The sequence below is a fragment of the Streptomyces sp. NPDC127108 genome (assembly GCF_042677545.1).
In the GTDB taxonomy this organism is placed as follows: Bacteria; Actinomycetota; Actinomycetes; order Streptomycetales; family Streptomycetaceae; genus Streptomyces.
In genome coordinates, this window is sequence record NZ_JBHXTE010000025.1 from 113,744 (window position 1) to 131,613 (window position 17,870).

Here is a 17,870-nt window from a genome sequence, read left to right on the forward strand (position 1 = left end):
AGCTTGCAACCAACCAGTTGGTTGTTAAAGTCTGCGCCCGCGTTCCGGCGACTGTCAAGCAACCAAACGGTTGGTTAGAAGCGGGATTCGCTTACGCTGGTCCCATGGGAGTGAGAGACCCCGAGGCCACCAAGGCCCGGATCTTCGACGCGGCAGTCGCGGAGTTCGCCCGGTTCGGCATCGCGGGCGCCCGCATCGACCGCATCGCGAGCGAGGCGAAGGCCAACAAGCAGCTCATCTACGCCTATTACGGCAACAAGGCGGAGCTGTTCGCGCAGGTCCTCGAGAAGAAGATGGTCGACCTGGCCGTCAGCGTCCCCATCGACGCCGACGACATCGACGGCTGGATGGACCGGTTGATCGAGTACCACGCCACCCATCCCGAGGTGCTGCGCCTGCTCTTCTGGGAGGGCATCGAGTACGGCAGCACGGAGGAGTTGCCGCACGAGTTCGAACGCCAGGCGCACTACGACCGCAAGGTCGCCGCCTTCGAGGAGGCCCAGGCGCGCGGTGTCGTCACGACCGCGATCCCGGCGCCCGACATGTTGTTCATGCTGGTCGCGCTGGCCGGGTGGGCCTCCGCCGTGCCGCAGATGCGGCGGATCCTGGTGGGCGGCGAGGACGCGGACCGCGCGCGTCTGCGCGCCTCGGTCCGCGCCGCCGCACGCCGCCTCACGGCCCCCGGCGACTAGGGCCCGTCCGGCCTGGGAGCCGGGGTCAGTTCGTACCGATCTTCGCCAGCAGGTCCACGATCCGGCTCTGCACCTCGTTGCTCGTGGACCGCTCCGCGAGGAACAGCACGGTCTCGCCCGCGGCGAGCTTCGGCAGGTCGGTCTCGTCGACGGCAGCCGTGTAGACGACGAGGGGCGTGCGGTTGAGCTGGCCGTTCGCGCGCAGCCAGTCGACGATTCCGGCACGTCGGCGGCGTACCTGGAGCAGGTCCATGACCACCAGGTTCGGCCGCATCTGCGCGGCGAGCGTGACCGCGTCCGCGTCGCTCTCGGCCCGCGCGACCTTCATCCCGCGCCGCTCCAGGGTCGCGGTCAGGGCCAGTGCGATCTCCTCGTGCTCCTCGATGAGCAGGACGCGCGACGGGTGCTGCTCGCTGTCGCGCGGCGCGAGGGCCTTCAGGAGCACGGCGGGGTCGGCACCGTACGCCGCCTCCCGCGATGCCTGTCCGAGTCCCGCCGTGACCAGCACGGGAACCTCCGCGGCGACCGCCGCCTGCCGCAGCGACTGCAGTGCCGTGCGGGTGATCGGTCCGGTCAGCGGGTCCACGAAGAGGGCCGCGGGGAACGCGGCGATCTGCGCGTCGACCTCCTCGCGCGAGTGCACGATGACCGGGCGGTAGCCGCGGTCGCTGAGGGCCTGCTGGGTGGTGACGTCGGGCGCGGGCCACACCAGGAGGCGGCGCGGGTTGTCGAGCGGCTCGGGTGGCAACTCGTCGTCCATGGGCTGCGGCTGCGGCTGGTTCGACACCTCGACGGCGCCACCGGGGCCGTCCAGGAGCTGCGGGCCCTCGTCCGCGTCGGCGTCCGGCGCGCCGATCGCGTAGGCGCGCCCTGTGCCCTCCGTGGTCGGCGAAAGCCGGGGCTGCGGCTGCGCCTTGGCCTGCTGCGGCTGGGGCCCCGGCTGCGCCTGGGGGTGCGGGCGGGCCGCGTCCTGGCGCTCCTCGGCGGCGGGGTCGGGCCGCGTGGACAGCCGCCTGCGCCGCCCCGAACCTCCGGAGGAGGGCTGCGCGGGGGTCTGGGAACCCTGAGCGCCCTGAGCGCCCTGGGACGGGTCCTGCTGCGCGGGCTGGGCCTGCGGCAAGGGGTGGGCCTGCGCGGGCTGTTGGGGCTGCGGCGGCTGCCCGGGCTGCGAGGCGGGAGAGGCGGGACCGGCCTGCTGGGACTGACCGGGCTGACCCGGCTGACCCGGCTGCGCGGCGGCCTGGCGGCCGAACGGCACACCCTGTCCCAGCGTTCGTACGCTGATGGCGCGCCCCTGCGTCGAGTTCGGGTCGACGGGAGCGGCCTCGGCGGGCAGCGGCTGGGCGGCACGCACGCGTGGATCACGTTCCGGCGGCAGGGCCGCGCCCTGGGCAGGCGTCGGGACGCCCTGCGCGGGCGTTCCCTCGGCGTGCGGACCGGCTTGCGGAGCAGTTTGCGGACCGGCGTGCGGACTAGCGTGCGGACCGGCTTGCGACGGCACACCGGGGGCCGGGGTGCCGGAGGCCGGAGTGCTGGTGGCCGGGGTGCCGCCCGGCGGGGTGCCCTGGACCGGCATCCCCTGGGAGGGCGTCGCGTCGGCGGCCGGAGCCTGCCGGGCACGCCGACGTCCGGTCGGGGCCTGCGGCTGGGCGCCCGCGGTCCCCTGGGCTCCCTGCGCGGCCGGGCCTGCCTGCCCTGCCGGACCTGCCTGCCCGGGCAGCATCGCGGCCGCGGTCTGCGCGGGGTGGGGCTGGGGCGGGGTGTGGTCGTCGGCCGGATCGTGCAGCGCGGCGGCGTGCTGTCCGGTGTCGTCCGCTCCGGCCGGGCCGACCGCGCCGGCCGGGCCGACGCCGGGGGCTCCCGAGGGCAGCCCACCAGGTACCGCACCAGGCACACCGCCCTGAGCCCCTGCGGGCAGACCACCTTGAGCCCCGGCAGGCAACCCACCCTGAGCCCCCGCAGGCAACCCACCGGAAGCCCCGGCAGGCGCACCACGCCGAGCCCCGGCCGCCCGAGCACCCTGCACTCCCCCGGACCGCGCCCTCTGCGCCCCCTGAGCCCCCGCAGTCACGCTCTCCTGGACCTGCGCCTGCTCCTCCGGCGCACCGCCCTGAGCGGGTACGCCACCACGGCCCCCCGCCTGAAGTCCGGCCTGCACGCCCGCCGGTACGTTCACCGAGGCGCCGACCTGCACGGATCCACCGCGTGCGGCGCCCAACCGACCGGGCCCGCCCTGCGGCACGCCTCCCTGCGGGACACCACCGTGCGGAACGCCCCCCTGCGGGGCACCCCCCTGAGGCACGCCTCCCTGCGGGGCACCCCCCTGAAGGCCACCCCCCTGCGCCCCACCCACCTGCTCGGCCCGGCCAGGCTCGCCGTCGCCCTCCTCGCGGTCCGCCTCGGCCGGAGGCAGCGCGAACACACGGCCGCTGGAGGCCTCCTCCGCGGCGGCGCGCTCCCGGGCCGCGGCCAGCGCGCGGCGGGCCCGTCGGCCACCCGCACGCGGCTCCGCGCCCTCAGTCCCGGCTCCGCCGGACGCACCCGCCTCCGGACCGGCCGACTGACCCGTCCCCGAAGGCAACGCGGCCAGCGCCTGCTGCTCCCCGCCACGCCGGGCCCGCCGTCCGGACGGCACGGCGACCTCCGTCGACATGGGACCGCCCTGCGAGGGAACTCCCTGCGGCGGCACGGCCTGGCCCAGGGCCGCCGATCCGGCCGCGTGCTCCGCCGCCGTCATCACGGCGCCCTCGGCGGGACTCGGCCGTCCCCGACGCCGTCCGGTGCCGCCCGCGCCCCCTGACGTACCGCCCGAGGCGTCGGCGGATCCACCACCGGCCCCGGCACCCGCGTTCGCGCCCCCCTCCGGACCGGCACTCGCCGGTCCCTCGGCCACGGCACGCCGCCTGCGCCGCCCGGTCCCGCCGGAGCCGGACCCGGCGGCCTCCACGGACCCCGTGTCGTCGGTGGCGACGGAACCGGTGTCCCCGGAGGCAGCGGCCGAGCCACCGTCATCCCCAGGGATCTCACTGTCCAGGAAGGAGTCCACCGAGGACCGCCGAGCCCGCCGACGCCCGCCCCCGGTCCCACCGGAAGCACCAGAACCGGGAGCACCAGAACCGGAAGCACCAGAAGAAGCACCGCCCGCGCCCCCGGCGGCACCCGCTGCCTGCCCAGGCACCCGCACACCCGAACCAGCGGTCTCCGTGGACCCCGAGAAACCGATGGCGCCCGACGCCGCCGCCTCGGCGGCATCGCCCATGGGCACCTCGAGCACGTACGCGTTGCCGTTCATGCCCGGCACCTCGTGCGTCTGCAGCACGCCGCCGTGCGCCTCGACGATGCCGCGTACGACGGGCTCGTGCACCGGGTCCCCGCCGGAGTACGGCCCCCGGACCTCGATGCGGACGACCTCGCCGCGCTGGGCCGCAGCCACGACGACCGTCGAGTCGACGTAACCGGCCTGCCCTCCGGGGGCGCCCGAAACCACGGCCCCCGCGCGCGTGTTGCCGGTGGCGTCGATTCCGGCCACGTCGGCGATCAGATGGGCCAGCGCGGTGGCGAGGCGGCGCGCGTCCACCTCGACCTCGATCGGCGGCGCGTGCACGGCGAACTGGGCGCGGCCGGGGCCGATCAGCTCGACAGCACCGTCGACACCGGCGGCGACGACGGCGTCGAGCGGCACGGCCGTGCGGGACAGCTGGTCGGTGCCTGCCTGGAGGCGCTGGTAGCCGAGGACGTTGTCGACGAGCGTCGTCATGCGCGCGTATCCGGCCGACAGGTGGTGGAGCACCTGGTTGGCCTCGGGCCAGAGCTGGCCCGCGTCGTCGGCGGCGAGCGCGGACAGTTCGCGGCGCAGTTCGTCGAGGGGGCCGCGCAGCGACTGGTCGAGGACGGCGACGAGCTGGCTGTGCCGCGCGGCGAGGGTCTCGTACCGCGCCTGCTCGCGCTCTGCCAGCTCCTCGTGGCGGTCCTTCTCGCGCTCGGCGAGCGCCGCGTAGCGCTCCTGCTCGGCGGCGAGTTCCTCCTCGCGCATCTCGGCGGCCTCCGACAGCTCCTCGGCGTGCCGGGCCAGCGCGGCCTCGTACTTCTCGGCGAGGGCGTCGTAGGGCCGCCGGTCCGTGAAGGTCATGACGGCGCCAACGAGCTGGTCGCCGTCGCGCACGGGGGCCGTCGTCAGGTCGACGGAGACCTTCTCGCCGCTCTTGGACCACAGCACCTGGCCGCGTACGCGGTGCTTGCGGCCGGAGCGCAGGGTGTCCGCGAGCGGGGACTCGTCGTACGGGAAGGGGTCGCCGTCGGCACGCGAGTGCAGGACGAGGGGGTGCAGCTCCTGGCCGCCGAGGTCGCTGGCGCGGAAGCCGAGTATCTGGGCGGCGGCGGGGTTCACGAGCACGACGCGGCCGTCGGTGTCGGTGCCGACGACGCCTTCCGCCGCGGCCCGCAGGATCATCTCGGTCTGCCGCTGCGAACGGGCGAGTTCGGCCTCGGTGTTGAGCGCGCCCGACAGATCGCGGACGACGATCATCAGCATCTCGTCGCTGCCGTAGCCGCCGTACCCGCCCTGGCTGCCGAACCGGTCGTCGTACGCGTGCCGGCTGTCTTCCAGGTTGGAGCTGGTGACCTCGACCGGGAACTCGGTGCCGTCCGTGCGGCGGGCGATCATCCGCTTCGGCTTGGTACGTCCGCGTTCGTCCGTGGTGTCCGGTCGGCGCATGGAGCCGGGGATCAGCCGGGAGTCGAACTCCGGCAGCAGATCGAGAAGTCCGCGCCCCACGAGCGCGGTGCCTGGCGCCTCGAAGGCCTCGAGCGCGATGGCGTTCGCGTTCACGACGGTCCCGTTGGCGTTGACCAGCACCAGCGCGTCCGGGAGCGCGTCGAGTATGGCTGCGAGGCGAGCAGCGCCTCGGGATGGCCTGCTGCTCACGACGACGCTTCCTCCCTGATTACCGCATCTTGCTGACCGCCCGAGCCATCTTGCCTCTCGGCTCGCGGCGTGTCACGGGAGGGAGTCTACGGGGAGTGGTTGCGGGCGCGACGCCGGATGAGAGGGAGGTCGCACGCAGAAGCTGTGAGCCTTCAGTAGTCCCTGGTCACGGAAGGGTCGCGAAGCGCCCCTCGGCGAAGTTCCCGGCGCCGTGCCCACCGCGAACCCGCGTCAACCGCCGTTCACGGGCAGTACGGGCACGAGGCTGTTCCACCGCGAGATCTGGCAGCCGTCGGTGCGCGAGAACGTCGTGTCGACGGGACGCCCCTGCCAAGTGCCCTGGACACGGGCGGTCTCCGGGCCGCCGTACTGCTGGGTGCACGCGGCGTCGCGCGGGACCTCCATGAACGGGTTCACGCCCTCCGCCGCGAGCTGATCAAGACGTTCGCACGCGTCATCGGGCGAAGGGTGCGTGCCGCCCGCGGGGGCGCATTCCAGGGTGTACGTCCCGTTGCCCGCGCCGGCCTCGCTGACGCTGACGGTCAGCCGGTCGGCGGCGGGGCGGTCGACGGTGTGGCCGCCGATGGGGCCGGTGGCGTTGTCGACGGCGCGGCCGACGGAGCCGAGGTTCCCCGCGCCGAGAGGGCCGGCGCCGAGGTGGTCCGCGTGCGCCGTGGCGGGGAGCGCGGCCAGGGAGGCGACGGACGCGGCGGCGGTGAGGAGGATGCGGCGCGGTGTGGACGGCTTCACGGGTTCTCCCTGGGGGCGCGGTTCCGGTCTGGTGCCTACCGCCTCTAACGCCATCGCCCCCACCGCGTTGCGGCCCCGTTTTACGCTTTGCTCTGCGGGCCGCCCGACTAGTACCGTGGAGGCCGCGATTGGTGACGCGCCCCCTGGCTGTGTCATCATCTGCACGCACCCCCGCGCTCGCGCGGGATTGCAGGTTGGGAGGCGTCGCCTAGTCCGGTCTATGGCGCCGCACTGCTAATGCGGTTTGGGTCTTAAAGCCCATCGAGGGTTCAAATCCCTCCGCCTCCGCACCACGATCCGAAGCCCCGGTCATCCGACCGGGGCTTCGGTCGTTTCCACCCGGCTCGCCCTCCACCCCTGTCACCCAAGATCACCAAGACCGGCCGGGCGTGCCCCCCTGCGGACGGCATTTGCCCAGCTCAGAGGGGGTGCGGGAAACGGATTTCGCCTCACGGCGCAGGTCATGTAATGTTGTTCCCGCAACGCCGACCGGGGCGAAAAGCCCGGGAGGAAGAGCAAGACAACAGAAAAATCAAGCACTCGTAGCTTAACGGATAGAGCATCTGACTACGGATCAGAAGGTTGCAGGTTCGAATCCTGCCGAGTGCACATCGGACCAGAGGCCCCGCGGAGAGATCCGCGGGGCCTCTGGCGTTTGTTCTACGGCAGTGACCACCAGTTGACCCACAGGTCGGAGTCGTCGGTGATGACGAAGGCGTACGGGCGCTGTGCGGCGTTCGGATTGTCCTGCGTGGTGAGTGCCTCTCCGGGGCGTTCGATGACGCGTCCGGGCGGGGTGTTCTGGGCGGCCCACTGCCAGGCCTTGCCGTCCCACCAGTTGACGTACAGCTTCGAGTCGTCGGCGATGACGAAGGCGTAGGGGCGCGTGAAGGCGCTCGGGTCGTCCTTCATCGTGACCACGCCCACGGAGTCGAGGACGAACCGGCCGCTGGGCGCGCCCTGGTCGCTCCAGCTCCACTTGGAGCCGTCCCACCAGTTCACGTACAGCTTCGAGTCGTAGCCCTGGACGAAGGCGTACGGGCGCTGCCCCGCGTTCGGGTCGTTCTGGACGCTGACGACGCCGACGCCCTTCCTGACCGGCTGCCCCGACGGTGCGCCCTGGTCGCTCCAGTTCCACTTGGTGCCGTCCCACCAGTTCACCCAAACCCGGGAGTCGTCGGTGATGACGAAGGCGTAGGGGCGGGTGAAGGCGTTCGGGTCGTCCTTCACGGTGGTGACGCCGAGGGGACGCGAGATGGTGCGGTTCGGCGGTGCGCCCTGGTCGCTCCAGTTCCACTTGCTGCCGTCCCACCAGTTCACCCAGAGCCGGAAGTCGTCGGTGATGACGAAGACGTACGGCCGCTGCTTCGCGTTCGGGTTGTCCTGGACGGAGACGACCCCGACGCCCTCACGGACCAGGCGTCCGCCGGGCGCGCCCTGGTCGCTCCAGTGCCACTTGGAGCCGTCCCACCAGTTCACGTGCAGCTTCGAGTCGTCGGTGATGACGAACGCGTACGGGCGCTGCTGCGCGTGGGGACCGTCCTGGACCGTGACGGCCCCGACCTTCTCGATGATCGTGCGCCCGGCGGGCGTGCCCTGGTCGCTCCAGTGCCAGGCCTTGCCGTCCCACCAGTTGACGTGCAGACGCGAGTCGTAGCCGCGGACGAAGACGTACGGCCGCTGTGCGGACTGCGGGTCGTCCTTCATGGTGACGGCGCCCGCCGTGGCGCGGACGCCGACCGCGGTGGTGGGCCTCTCCTGGTCGTTCCACTTCCATGTACCCATCGCGTTCCCTCTCCGGCCCACGGCCCGCCGCTGGCGGGCGGGGCATGCTGAAGTGAGATGTGCTCCAACGGCCCCGGCCCTGCGGAAGGCGGCTGCCAGGGCTCGGGGACGGGGTCCGGCCGGAGTCCCGCGACGTTTCGTGTGCGGCACACTCTGACACCGCCGTGTCCGCCGTGTCATCGCCGCAGAAGTGAAGGCAGCGGCCCACTGACGCGTTTCGGACATGTCAGCTGACGAGGGGGTATTCGCCTCGGCATTCCCCTCGACGTTTCCGTCTTTCCCGTCGACCGGCCCTACGGGCCGGTCGGGATGGGGCCCGGGGACAGGCGTGTGGCGAGGGGCGGGTGCCGGGTCAGGAGATACGTGGGGTCGATTGGCCAAGTATCGCCGCGCCCGGCACCCGGGTTCCGGGTCTCAGGCCGCTGCCTTGATCGCCGTGCCGGCCTGCGCCTGCTCCCGTACGACGCGGCGGCGCCGGTTCGGCATGCCGAGGGTCGGGTTGGCGACGGCCCAGGCCGCGCTCTTGCAGATCAGTTCCTTGTACGTGGCGGCGAATCGGCCGGTCAGGGCTGCCTTGACCGCGCGGTCGTCGGCCGTGACGTACTGGATCAGGCCTTCCTTGCGGCCCAGCGAGACGCACTGGTTGAAGTAGCGCAGCGGGGTCTTGGGGATCTTGCCGCCGGTCAGGCGGGCCGCGATCGCGTCGGCGGCCTGCCAGGCCATGGGGGTGCCCGTGGCGCACGACATGCGCAGCGGCTTGTCGCCCGGACCCATCGCCATGGCCGCGTCGCCGACGGCGTACACATCGGGGTGCGAGACCGAGCGCATCGTCCTGTCGACCATGATCTGGCCGGTGTCGGTGACCTTCAGGGCGGTGGCCCGCGCGATCGGGTGGACCGCGAACCCGGCGGTCCACACGGTGACGGCCGCCGGGACGGACGTGCCGTCCGCGGTCGCCACGTGGTCGGCCTCGACGCCGGTGACGGCGGCGTTCTCGTGCGCGGTGATGCCGAGCCCGGCGAAGACCTTGCGCACGTGGGCGCGGCCCTTGGGCGAGAGCCAGTCGCCGAGGGCGCCGCGGGCGGTGAGGGCGACGTCGAGGTCGGGGCGGGCCTCGGCGATCTCCGTCGCGGCCTCCAGGCCGGTCAGGCCGCCGCCGACCACGACCACGGGCTGCCCGGCCTCCAGGCGGGCCAGGCGCTCGCGCAGCCGGAGGGCGCCGGGGCGGCTCGCGACCTGGTCGGCGAACTCGGCGGTGCCGGGGACTCCCTGGCTGTTCCAGCCGCTGCCGAGGGCGTAGACGAGGGTGTCGTACTCCAGGGTCTCCTCGGCCGCCCCCTCTGGTGCTCCGGCCTCCCCGGCGGGCTTCGCCTCCGTGACGGTGACCGTCTTGCGGTCGACGTCGACCGCGGTCACCTTCGCGAGCTTCAGCGCCACGCCGGTGCCCGCGAACATCTCGCTGAAGGGCCGGGGCGTGAGGTCCTGGCCGACCGCCAGCTGGTGCATGCGGACGCGCTCGACGAAGTCGGGCTCGGCGTTGACGAGGGTGATGGCGACGTCCTCGCGGTGCAGGCGCCTGGCGAGGCGTCCGGCGGCGGAGGCTCCGGTGTATCCGGCTCCGAGGACGATGATGCGGTGCTGCTGCATGGTCATGCTCCCTGTCTCGGCTCTTCCGCGTCGTCGGCTCTTGCGCGGGGTTCGCACCTTGAACCGGGTAGCCCGGCGTTTTCTGACAGGGATGTGGTGTGAAGCAGATCACATGGGGGGTGAGGTTCAGAAGGCGTTGAACAGGGGGTTTCCGTGGTCCTCGGTCGCCCATCGCTCGGTCGCGCGGACCAGCTTGTCCGGGTTCACCTGGTTGCGGAACGCGGTGATGCCCTCGGGGGTGACCTCCAGGCACAGGACACCGACGACGCGGCCGTCGACGACCGCCACGACGGCGGGGCCGCCGTTGGCCGTCGTCGCGTACACCTCGACCGAGCCGCCGACGAGGTCCCGCTTGGCCTTGCCGGGCTTGAACAGGCCCCACATGAACTTGGCGACCGCGACGGCGCCTTCGAACGGCTTCGTGCGGGCCGGGATCTTGCCGCCGCCGTCACCGACGGCGATGGCGTCGTCGGTGAGCATCCGCACGAGCTGGTCGGTGTTGCCGCTGGTCGCGGCCGCGAGGAACTCCTCGACGATCCGCCTCGCGGCGGCCTCGTCGATGTCGGTGCGGGCCCTGCCGTCCGCGACCCGCTGCTTGGCGCGGTGGAAGAGCTGCTGGCTCGCGGCGTCGGTGATGTCCAGGATCTCGGCGATCTCGCGGTGCGCGTATGCGAAGGCCTCCCGCAGCACGTACACCGCCCGCTCGTTGGGGGAGAGCCGCTCCAGGACGGTGAGGACCGCGAACGAGACCGATTCGCGCTGCTCGGCGGTGTCGGCGGGGCCCAGCATCGGGTCTCCGGCGAGCAGGGGCTCGGGGAGCCACTCGCCCACGTAGGTCTCGCGGCGGGCGCGGGCCGAGGTGAGCTGGTTGAGGCACAGGTTGGTGAGGACCTTCGTCAGCCAGGCCTCGGGGACCTCGATGCGGTCGACGTCGGCGCCCTGCCAGCGCAGGAAGGTGTCCTGCACGGCGTCCTCGGCCTCGTTCGCGGAGCCGAGGAGGCGGTAGGCGATGGCCTCCAGGCGGGGCCTGGAGGCCTCGAACCGGTCGACGTCGTCCATGGTCAGAGGGGCCATGGTCCGGATCCTAGTCCGGCAGCGGCGACGGGGTCAGTCCCGGTCGTGGGGCAGGTCCGTCCCGGTGGTGGGGCAGGGGTTGTCCCGGTCGCGACGACCCGTTCAGGGAGCCGCGGCCTCCAGGGCGTCGACCGAGCCGGACATGATGGTGCGGACGTGGGCGGTGATGTGGTCCAGGGGCCAGTCCCACCAGGCGAGTTCGAGGAGGCGGGCCACGTCCTGGTCGTCGTAGCGGCGGCGGATGAGCTTGGCCGGGTTGCCGCCGACGATGCCGTAGTCGGGTACGTCGTCGACCACGACCGAGCCGGAGGCGATGATCGCGCCGTGGCCGATGCGGACGCCCGGCATCACCGTCGTGCGGTAGCCGAACCAGACGTCGTGGCCGATGACCGTGTCGCCGCGGCCGGGCAGTCCGCTGATCAGGTCGAAGTGCTCGGACCAGGAACCGCCCATGATCGGGAAGGGGAAGGTGGACGGGCCGTCCATGCGGTGGTTGGCGCCGTTCATGATGAACCGCACGCCCTCGCCGAGCGCGCAGAACTTCCCGATGACCAGCTTCTCCGGCCCGTAGTGGTAGAGCACGTTCCGGGTCTCGAAGGCCGTGGCGTCGTCCGGGTCGTCGTAGTACGAGAACTCGCCCGCCTCGATCAACGGCGAGGTGACCAGGGGGCGGAGGAGCACCACGCGCGGCTGGTCCGGCATCGGGTGCAGCACGTTCGGGTCGGGGGTGAGGGGGAGGGGTGGCATGGGTGGGTCTGCTCCTCGGGTGCGGTGCCGGTGCGAACCGGTGTGCGGTGCGGGTGTGCACCGGCGTGTGGTGCGCGTGTGAACCGGCGTGTGGTGCTGATGGTGATCGCAGGTTCGTGCACGGCCTCGTTCGCCGTCCACCCATTACTTTCCGGCGGGCTTCCCTTCTACGGGACTTCGGGGTCGGCCCAGGTCCCCACCGTCACCTCGTCGCCGACGGAGATCTTGCCGGGGGTCAGGACCGCGTACTTCGTGCCCAGGGCCACTCCGCCCTGGGGCGCGCGGCGGTACGAGGCGAGGGTGCGCAGCGGCTCCGGGCCCGCGCGGCGGCCCGCGTCCTGGTCGACGAGGGTGACGGCGCAGCGTATGGCCGGTTTCGTGTAGCCGAGTTCGGCGGTGCCGATCGTGAGGTGGCGGGCGCGGTCCTCGGTGTGCGGCTCGTCCCAGCCCGCGACGACGACGTTGGGGCGGAAGCGGTCCATGGGCAGGAGCTCGGCGCCGCGCTCGCCGATCTTCTCGTTCAACAGGTCCACGGTGGAGCGGGAGATGAGGTGCAGCGCGCTGCTGTCGGCGTAGCCCGAGGTGCCGGGGATCAGGCCGTCGGTCACGCGGTGGTGCTCCGGGGGCACGCGCACGAGTCGGCTGGCGGCGCCGAGGAAGTCCGACAGCCACGCCGCCACCGCGTCCCCCTGGTCGATCCCTGTGTACGCGGCCCCGAACAGGTCCACGTCCCGGCGCGGGCCGGTCGTGTCGACGTCCACGTGGACGTCGTCGCGGTCCGGTGCCCGGAGCGTCAGCCGGGTGCCGTCCGCGTCGACGGCGGGGCGGATCAGGGCGAGCCGCGGGTCCCGCCGCTGGGTTCGGTACACCCCCTCCTCGCTGACGACCATGAAGCTGCGGTCGTGTGCCAGGCCGGCCGGTGTCAGGACGGCCTCGCTCGCCGACGTCCCGGCGCAGCCCTTGACGGGGTAGTACGACAACTCGGCGACGACAGCCATGCTTCGTCCCTTCTTTCGGGTCGGGTCGGGTCGTGGTGCGGACGGTGCTCCTGGGCAACGTAGGGGACCGGCCCGAAAATGCCGTACATGACCCCGGATCAGGCGGACTTGACCGTTCCGCCGTCGATGAGGCGGTCCACGCCCATGGTGTCGCCCGCGGCGGGAGTCATGGCCGCGGGCCCTGTGGATAAGTTCGTCTGTGCTGGTCAGGGGCGCTGTCAGAGGCGTTGCCCGGGCGATGTCAGTCGGGCGTTGTCAGTGGGGTCCTGCATGCTTTTCGCATGACGTGGTGGTGCACGGGGGTGCGGTGGCGGGTCGGCGACGGGCCCGTGCTCGGGTGGTACGCACCGGGGCGCGGCGAGCGCGAGAGTCCGCTGGTGTTCGGGGGCGCGGTGGCCTTCCGGGTGCGGGGCGGGCGGCGCTGCCTCGGGGTGTGGCGGGGCGGTCGGTGGACGGCCTGTCCGGTGGGCGCGGCGGTGGCGGGGCGGGTCACGCGGGCGCAGTGCGAGGAGTGCGCGCGCGTCGACCGGGCGCACTCGGTCGCGGCGGACACGTTCGCCGACGACCCGCGGCCGTACCACGTGTACGTGGCGTGGTTCGGGCCCGGCCTGGTCAAGGTGGGGATCACGGGGGTCGCGCGGGGCGGCGCGCGGCTCCTCGAACAGGGGGCCGTGGCCTACACCTGGCTCGGCCGGGGGCCGTTGATGGCCGCGCGGCGGACGGAGGAGCTGCTGCGGACCGCGCTCGGCGTGCCGGACCGGATTCCGTACGAGCGCAAGCGGGCCCTGCGGGCGCGGCTGCCCGGAGTGGCGGAGCGGGCCGGGGAGTTGGCGGAGACGCACCGGAAGGCGGCGGCGCTCGGCGACTGGCCCGAGTCGTTGGAGCGGTTGCCGTGCGACGTCGTGGACCACGGTGGGGTGTTCGGGCTCGACGGGATCAGCGGGTTCGGCCCGGCGGGGCGGGTCGTGGACGAGCTGACGGACGGCGGGGTCGTGGCGGGGGAGTTGATCGCTGCCGCCGGGCCGGACCTGTATGTGGGGGTGGGGGCGAGTGGTCAGGGGGCAATGGATCAGGGGGTGAGTGGTCAGGGCGTGCAGGGTCAGGGCGTGCATGGTCAGGGGGTGGTGATCGACAGTCGGCTGATGAGTGGGTGGTGTCTGCTCGGGCTGGGGGATTCCGAGTGGTCGGGGGTGACGGTTCCGGTGCGGGGGATGCCTGTGGTGCAGAGCGGATTGTTCTGAGGGCGCTGAGGGCGCTGAGGGCGCTGAGGGGAGCGCCTTTGTAGACCGGAAGGCAAAGACCTGCCGCCCGTTCGGCAATTACGGGGCGGAAGGGTGGACAGGGGCTCGGCGCACGACGGACCGTGTGGGACATGAGTGATCAAGAGCTTGGTACTGCAGCCGCCGGGAACGCCGGATCCGTCAGACCCGGTCCCGCCGACCCCATCGGCCCCACCCCTCCCTTCGAGCCCCCTTACTACGCCGTCGTGTTCACGTCCCTGCGCACCCCGGGGGACAACGACTACGACGCGACGTCCGACCGGATGGAGGAGCTGGTGAACGCCGTACCCGGGTTCCTCGGGATGGACTCGGCGCGGACGCCGGGCGGGCTCGGCATCACCGTGGGCTACTTCCGCGACGAGGAGGCCATCGCGGCCTGGCGCGGCGACCCGGAGCACCGCGAGGCGCGGGCGCGGGGCCGCAAGGAGTGGTACGAGGACTACGTCGTGCACGTGGCCAAGGTCGAGCGGAGCTATGGCCTTGGGTGAGGACGGGGCGGCTGAGGAGGAGGTGGCCGAGGCCGGGGCCGGGCGGGCGGAGGCCGGGCGGGCGGAGGCCGAGAGGGTCACCGCGTTCTGGGAGCGGCTCGGGCTGCCGGGACTCGTCGACGTACACACGCACTTCATGCCGGAGCGGGTCCTCAGCAAGGTGTGGGACTACTTCGACGCGGTCGGGCCGCTCACGGGCGTGCGGTGGCCGATCACGTACCGGCACGACGAGGAGCGGCGGCTCGCGGTGCTGCGCGGGTTCGGCGTGCGGGCGTTCACGTCGATGCTCTACCCGCACAAGGCGGGCATGGCGGAGTGGCTCAACGGCTGGGCCGCGGAGTTCGCCGCGCGGACGCCGGACTGCCTGCACACGGCGACGCTGTTCCCGGAGCCGGACGCCGAGCGGTATGTGCGCGCGGCCGTCGAGGCCGGGGCGCGGGTGTTCAAGTCGCATGTGCAGGTGGGGGCGTACGACCCGAACGACGCGCTGCTCGACCCGGTGTGGGGGCTGCTCGCGGAGGCCGGGATCCCGGTGGTGACGCACTGCGGTTCGGGACCCGCGCCCGGCAAGCACACCGGGCCCGAGCCGGTGGGGCGGCTGCTCGCGCGGCATCCGCGGCTGCCGCTGGTGGTGGCGCACATGGGGATGCCGGAGTACGCGGACTTCATGGACCTGGCCGAGCGGTACGCGGAGGTGCGGCTCGACACGACCATGGCGTTCACGGACTTCAGCGAGGCGACGACGCCGTTCCCGCGCGGGGAGCTGGGGCGGCTCGCGGACCTGGGGCTCGGCGGGCGGATCCTGCTCGGCACGGACTTCCCCAACATCCCGTACGGGTACGTCCACCAGCTCGACGCGCTGGAGCGGCTCGGGCTCGGCGACGACTGGCTGCGGGCGGTGTGCCACGGGAACGGGGCGCGGTTGTTCGGGCTTGAGTGAGGCCGGGCCGGGCGGGAGTGAGGCCGAGCCGGGTGGGAGTGAGGCCGGGCTCGGGTGAGGCCGGGTTCGGGCTCGGGTGGGTCCGGGCCGGTGCGGCGCCGCGTTTTCTCAGGGAATTCACAGGCAGCCGAAAGCCCCCTCTCACGGCCGCCGCCCACGCTGAGGGCATGACCACGACCTCGCCCCAGGGGCGTACCGAACTGCTCAGGCCGGACGGGAGCCGCGTCCGCGTACTCGTCGTGGACGACGAGGTGTCACTCACCGAACTGCTCTCCATGGCGCTGCGCTACGAGGGCTGGGAGATCCGCAGCGCCGGGGACGGCGCCGGTGCCGTGCGGGCCGCGCGGAGCTTCAGGCCGGACGTCGTCGTGCTCGACATGATGCTGCCGGACATGGACGGCCTGTCCGTGCTCGGGCGGCTGCGCCGGGAGCTGCCCGACGTGCCGGTCCTCTTCCTGACGGCGAAGGACGCCGTCGAGGACCGGATCGCGGGGCTCACCGCCGGTGGCGACGACTACGTGACCAAGCCGTTCAGCCTCGAAGAGGTCGTCGCGCGCCTGCGTGGGCTCATCCGGCGCTCCGGCGCGTCCGGGCGGCGCAGCGAGTCCGTGCTCGCCGTGGGCGATCTGACCCTCGACGAGGACAGCCACGAGGTGTCGCGCGGCGGTGACTCCATCCACCTCACCGCCACCGAGTTCGAGCTGCTCCGCTACCTCATGCGCAATCCGCGGCGCGTGCTCAGCAAGGCGCAGATCCTCGACCGGGTGTGGAGCTACGACTTCGGGGGGCAGGCCAACGTCGTCGAGCTGTACATCTCGTATCTGCGCCGGAAGATCGACGCCGGGCGGGAGCCGATGATCCACACGCGGCGGGGCGCCGGGTATCTGATCAAGCCCGCCGTCCTGGCGGCGTGAAGCCACCGCACGGCTCGCGCACCCCGCACGGCTCGCGCCCCCGCAGACCCCGCACCCTGCGCACCCGTCTCGTCGTCTCCGCCGTCGCGCTGATCGCCGTCGTGTGCGCGGTGATCGGCACGGTCACCACGATCGCGCTGCGGTCGCATCTGTACGAGCAGGTGGACGGCGCCCTCCGGCAGGTCTCGATGCGGGCGGCCGGGCCGCCGGAGGACGTCGGGAAGCTGCCGGAGCACCGCGACGAGGGGCCCGGCGGCGGGCCGCTGCGGTTCGTCACCAAGGGCCCGCAGGAGGTCGGCACCGTGGGCGCCGTCGTCGGCGAGGACGGCACCCTCGCCGAGGGCGCCGTCAGCACCGAGCCCGACGTGTCGAGCAGCTCCCCCGAATCCATCGCCAAGACCCTCGACGCGGCCCAGCTCGACGCCCTCGCCGGGGTGGCCCGCGACGGCGAGCCGCACACCGTGGACGTGCCGGGACTCGGCGAGTACCGCGTCGAGTACGCCACCGGCCGCCTCGGCGACTACCTGGTCGGCCTGCCCACCACGAAGGTCACCAACACTCTCAACACGCTCGTCGTCACCGAGGTCAGCGTCACCGCCGCCGGCCTCGTCGCGGCCTCGCTCGCGGGCGCCGCGATGGTCGGCGTGGCCCTGCGCCCGCTGCGCCGCGTCGCCGCCACCGCGACCCGCGTCTCCGAACTCCCGCTGCACAGCGGCGAAGTGGCCCTGCACGAACGCGTCCCCGACGCCGAGGCCGACGCCCGCACCGAGGTCGGCCAGGTCGGCGCCGCGCTCAACCGCATGCTCGACCACGTCCACTCGGCGCTGCACGCACGCCAGCGCAGCGAGACCCGGGTGCGCCAGTTCGTCGCCGACGCCAGCCACGAGCTGCGCACCCCGCTCGCCTCCATCCGCGGGTACGCCGAACTGACCCGCAGGGGCCGGGAGGAGACGGGCCCCGACACCCGGCACGCCCTCGGCCGCATCGAGTCCGAGGCCACGCGGATGACCGGCCTGGTCGAGGACCTGCTGCTGCTCGCCCGCCTGGACGTGGACCGCGGCAGGGGCCCCGGCGGCGCCCCGGACCGCGCGGACGGCACGCCGGGCCCGGCCGGCCAAGGCCCCCTCACCTACGAGCCCACCGACCTCTCCCCCCTGGTCGTCGACGTCCTCAGCGACGCCCGTGCCGCGGGCCAGGACCACACCTGGCGCCTGGACCTGCCCGACGACCCCGCGCTCGTCCTCGCCGACCCCGCCCGCGTCCACCAGGTCCTGGTGAACCTCCTCGCCAACGCCCGCACCCACACCCCGCCGGGCACCACCGTCACCGCCCGCGTGCACCGGGACGGTCCCTGGGTCCGCCTGGACGTCGCCGACGACGGGCCCGGCATCCCGCCCGACCTGCTCCCGCACGTCTTCGAACGGTTCGCGCGCGGCGACTCCTCACGCTCGCGCGCCCACGGTTCAACGGGTCTCGGCCTCGCGATCGTGCGGGCGGTCGTGGCCGCGCACGACGGCGACGTGAGGGTGACGAGCGAGCCCGGCAAGACGGTGTTCACCGTCCACCTGCCCGCGCACCAAGAACAACTCCCGTACTCACAGACGGGCCACAGCCTCACCACACAGCCCTGA

The 17,870-nt window shown here is 73.0% G+C and carries 13 protein-coding genes and 2 tRNA genes; 8 read left to right on the forward strand and 7 right to left on the reverse strand.

Annotated elements, in window-relative coordinates; genetic code table 11:
• Positions 1-104: 104 nt before the first annotated feature.
• Positions 105-692, forward strand: a complete 588-nt coding sequence (locus tag ACFVHO_RS22305; protein WP_385717203.1) for a TetR family transcriptional regulator — start codon at positions 105-107, stop codon at positions 690-692.
• Positions 693-717: 25 nt separating this feature from the next.
• On the opposite strand, the gene ACFVHO_RS22310 is transcribed toward ACFVHO_RS22305, so the two are convergent.
• Positions 718-5,616 (reverse strand): PAS domain-containing protein, encoded by a 4,899-nt coding sequence (locus tag ACFVHO_RS22310; RefSeq protein WP_385717206.1) that lies wholly within the window; start codon positions 5,614-5,616, stop codon positions 718-720.
• 231 nt (positions 5,617-5,847) lie between these two features.
• Positions 5,848-6,366, reverse strand: coding sequence for an SSI family serine proteinase inhibitor (locus ACFVHO_RS22315; protein WP_385717208.1), 519 nt, complete (start codon positions 6,364-6,366; stop codon positions 5,848-5,850).
• Positions 6,367-6,563: 197 nt separating this feature from the next.
• Between ACFVHO_RS22315 and ACFVHO_RS22320 the strand changes: the two genes are divergently transcribed.
• Together ACFVHO_RS22320 and ACFVHO_RS22325 are read left to right on the forward strand one after the other, a co-directional pair.
• Positions 6,564-6,654 (forward strand) — tRNA-Ser (locus ACFVHO_RS22320).
• 248 nt (positions 6,655-6,902) lie between these two features.
• A tRNA-Arg gene (locus ACFVHO_RS22325) sits at positions 6,903-6,975 on the forward strand.
• A 51-nt stretch (positions 6,976-7,026) separates the two neighbouring features.
• Here the strand turns inward: ACFVHO_RS22325 and ACFVHO_RS22330 are convergent.
• The 5 genes from ACFVHO_RS22330 to ACFVHO_RS22350 form a co-directional block, all read right to left on the reverse strand.
• Positions 7,027-8,151 (reverse strand): hypothetical protein, encoded by a 1,125-nt coding sequence (locus ACFVHO_RS22330; protein ID WP_385717211.1) that lies wholly within the window; start codon positions 8,149-8,151, stop codon positions 7,027-7,029.
• A 414-nt stretch (positions 8,152-8,565) separates the two neighbouring features.
• Entirely contained in the window at positions 8,566-9,798 is a 1,233-nt protein-coding gene (locus tag ACFVHO_RS22335; RefSeq protein ID WP_385717214.1) for an NAD(P)/FAD-dependent oxidoreductase, read from the reverse strand.
• 126 nt (positions 9,799-9,924) lie between these two features.
• Complete coding sequence (locus ACFVHO_RS22340; RefSeq protein WP_385717217.1) at positions 9,925-10,872, reverse strand: RNA polymerase sigma-70 factor; 948 nt, start codon at positions 10,870-10,872, stop codon at positions 9,925-9,927.
• A 102-nt stretch (positions 10,873-10,974) separates the two neighbouring features.
• Complete coding sequence (locus tag ACFVHO_RS22345; RefSeq protein WP_385717220.1) at positions 10,975-11,619, reverse strand: CatB-related O-acetyltransferase; 645 nt, start codon at positions 11,617-11,619, stop codon at positions 10,975-10,977.
• Positions 11,620-11,786: 167 nt separating this feature from the next.
• A complete protein-coding gene (locus ACFVHO_RS22350; RefSeq protein WP_385717223.1) occupies positions 11,787-12,617 on the reverse strand; it encodes an MOSC domain-containing protein in 831 nt (276 codons plus the stop codon).
• A gap of 281 nt (positions 12,618-12,898) precedes the next feature.
• Here ACFVHO_RS22350 and ACFVHO_RS22355 point away from each other — a divergent pair, with 281 nt between their 5' ends.
• The 5 genes from ACFVHO_RS22355 (at position 12,899) to ACFVHO_RS22375 (ending at position 17,870) form a co-directional block, all read left to right on the forward strand.
• The gene (locus ACFVHO_RS22355; protein WP_385717226.1) at positions 12,899-13,858 is read left to right on the forward strand and encodes a DUF2797 domain-containing protein; all 960 of its coding nucleotides are present in this window, start codon (positions 12,899-12,901) and stop codon (positions 13,856-13,858) included.
• A 203-nt stretch (positions 13,859-14,061) separates the two neighbouring features.
• Complete coding sequence (locus ACFVHO_RS22360) at positions 14,062-14,385, forward strand: antibiotic biosynthesis monooxygenase family protein (protein WP_385717282.1); 324 nt, start codon at positions 14,062-14,064, stop codon at positions 14,383-14,385.
• A complete protein-coding gene (locus ACFVHO_RS22365; RefSeq protein ID WP_385717229.1) occupies positions 14,372-15,325 on the forward strand; it encodes an amidohydrolase family protein in 954 nt (317 codons plus the stop codon). Before ACFVHO_RS22360 ends, ACFVHO_RS22365 begins: the two co-directional genes overlap by 14 nt.
• A 167-nt stretch (positions 15,326-15,492) precedes the next feature.
• A complete protein-coding gene (locus ACFVHO_RS22370; RefSeq protein WP_385717232.1) occupies positions 15,493-16,239 on the forward strand; it encodes a response regulator transcription factor in 747 nt (248 codons plus the stop codon).
• On the forward strand, positions 16,236-17,870 hold the full coding sequence (locus ACFVHO_RS22375; protein ID WP_385717235.1) for a sensor histidine kinase: 1,635 nt from the start codon (positions 16,236-16,238) through the stop codon (positions 17,868-17,870). Before ACFVHO_RS22370 ends, ACFVHO_RS22375 begins: the two co-directional genes overlap by 4 nt.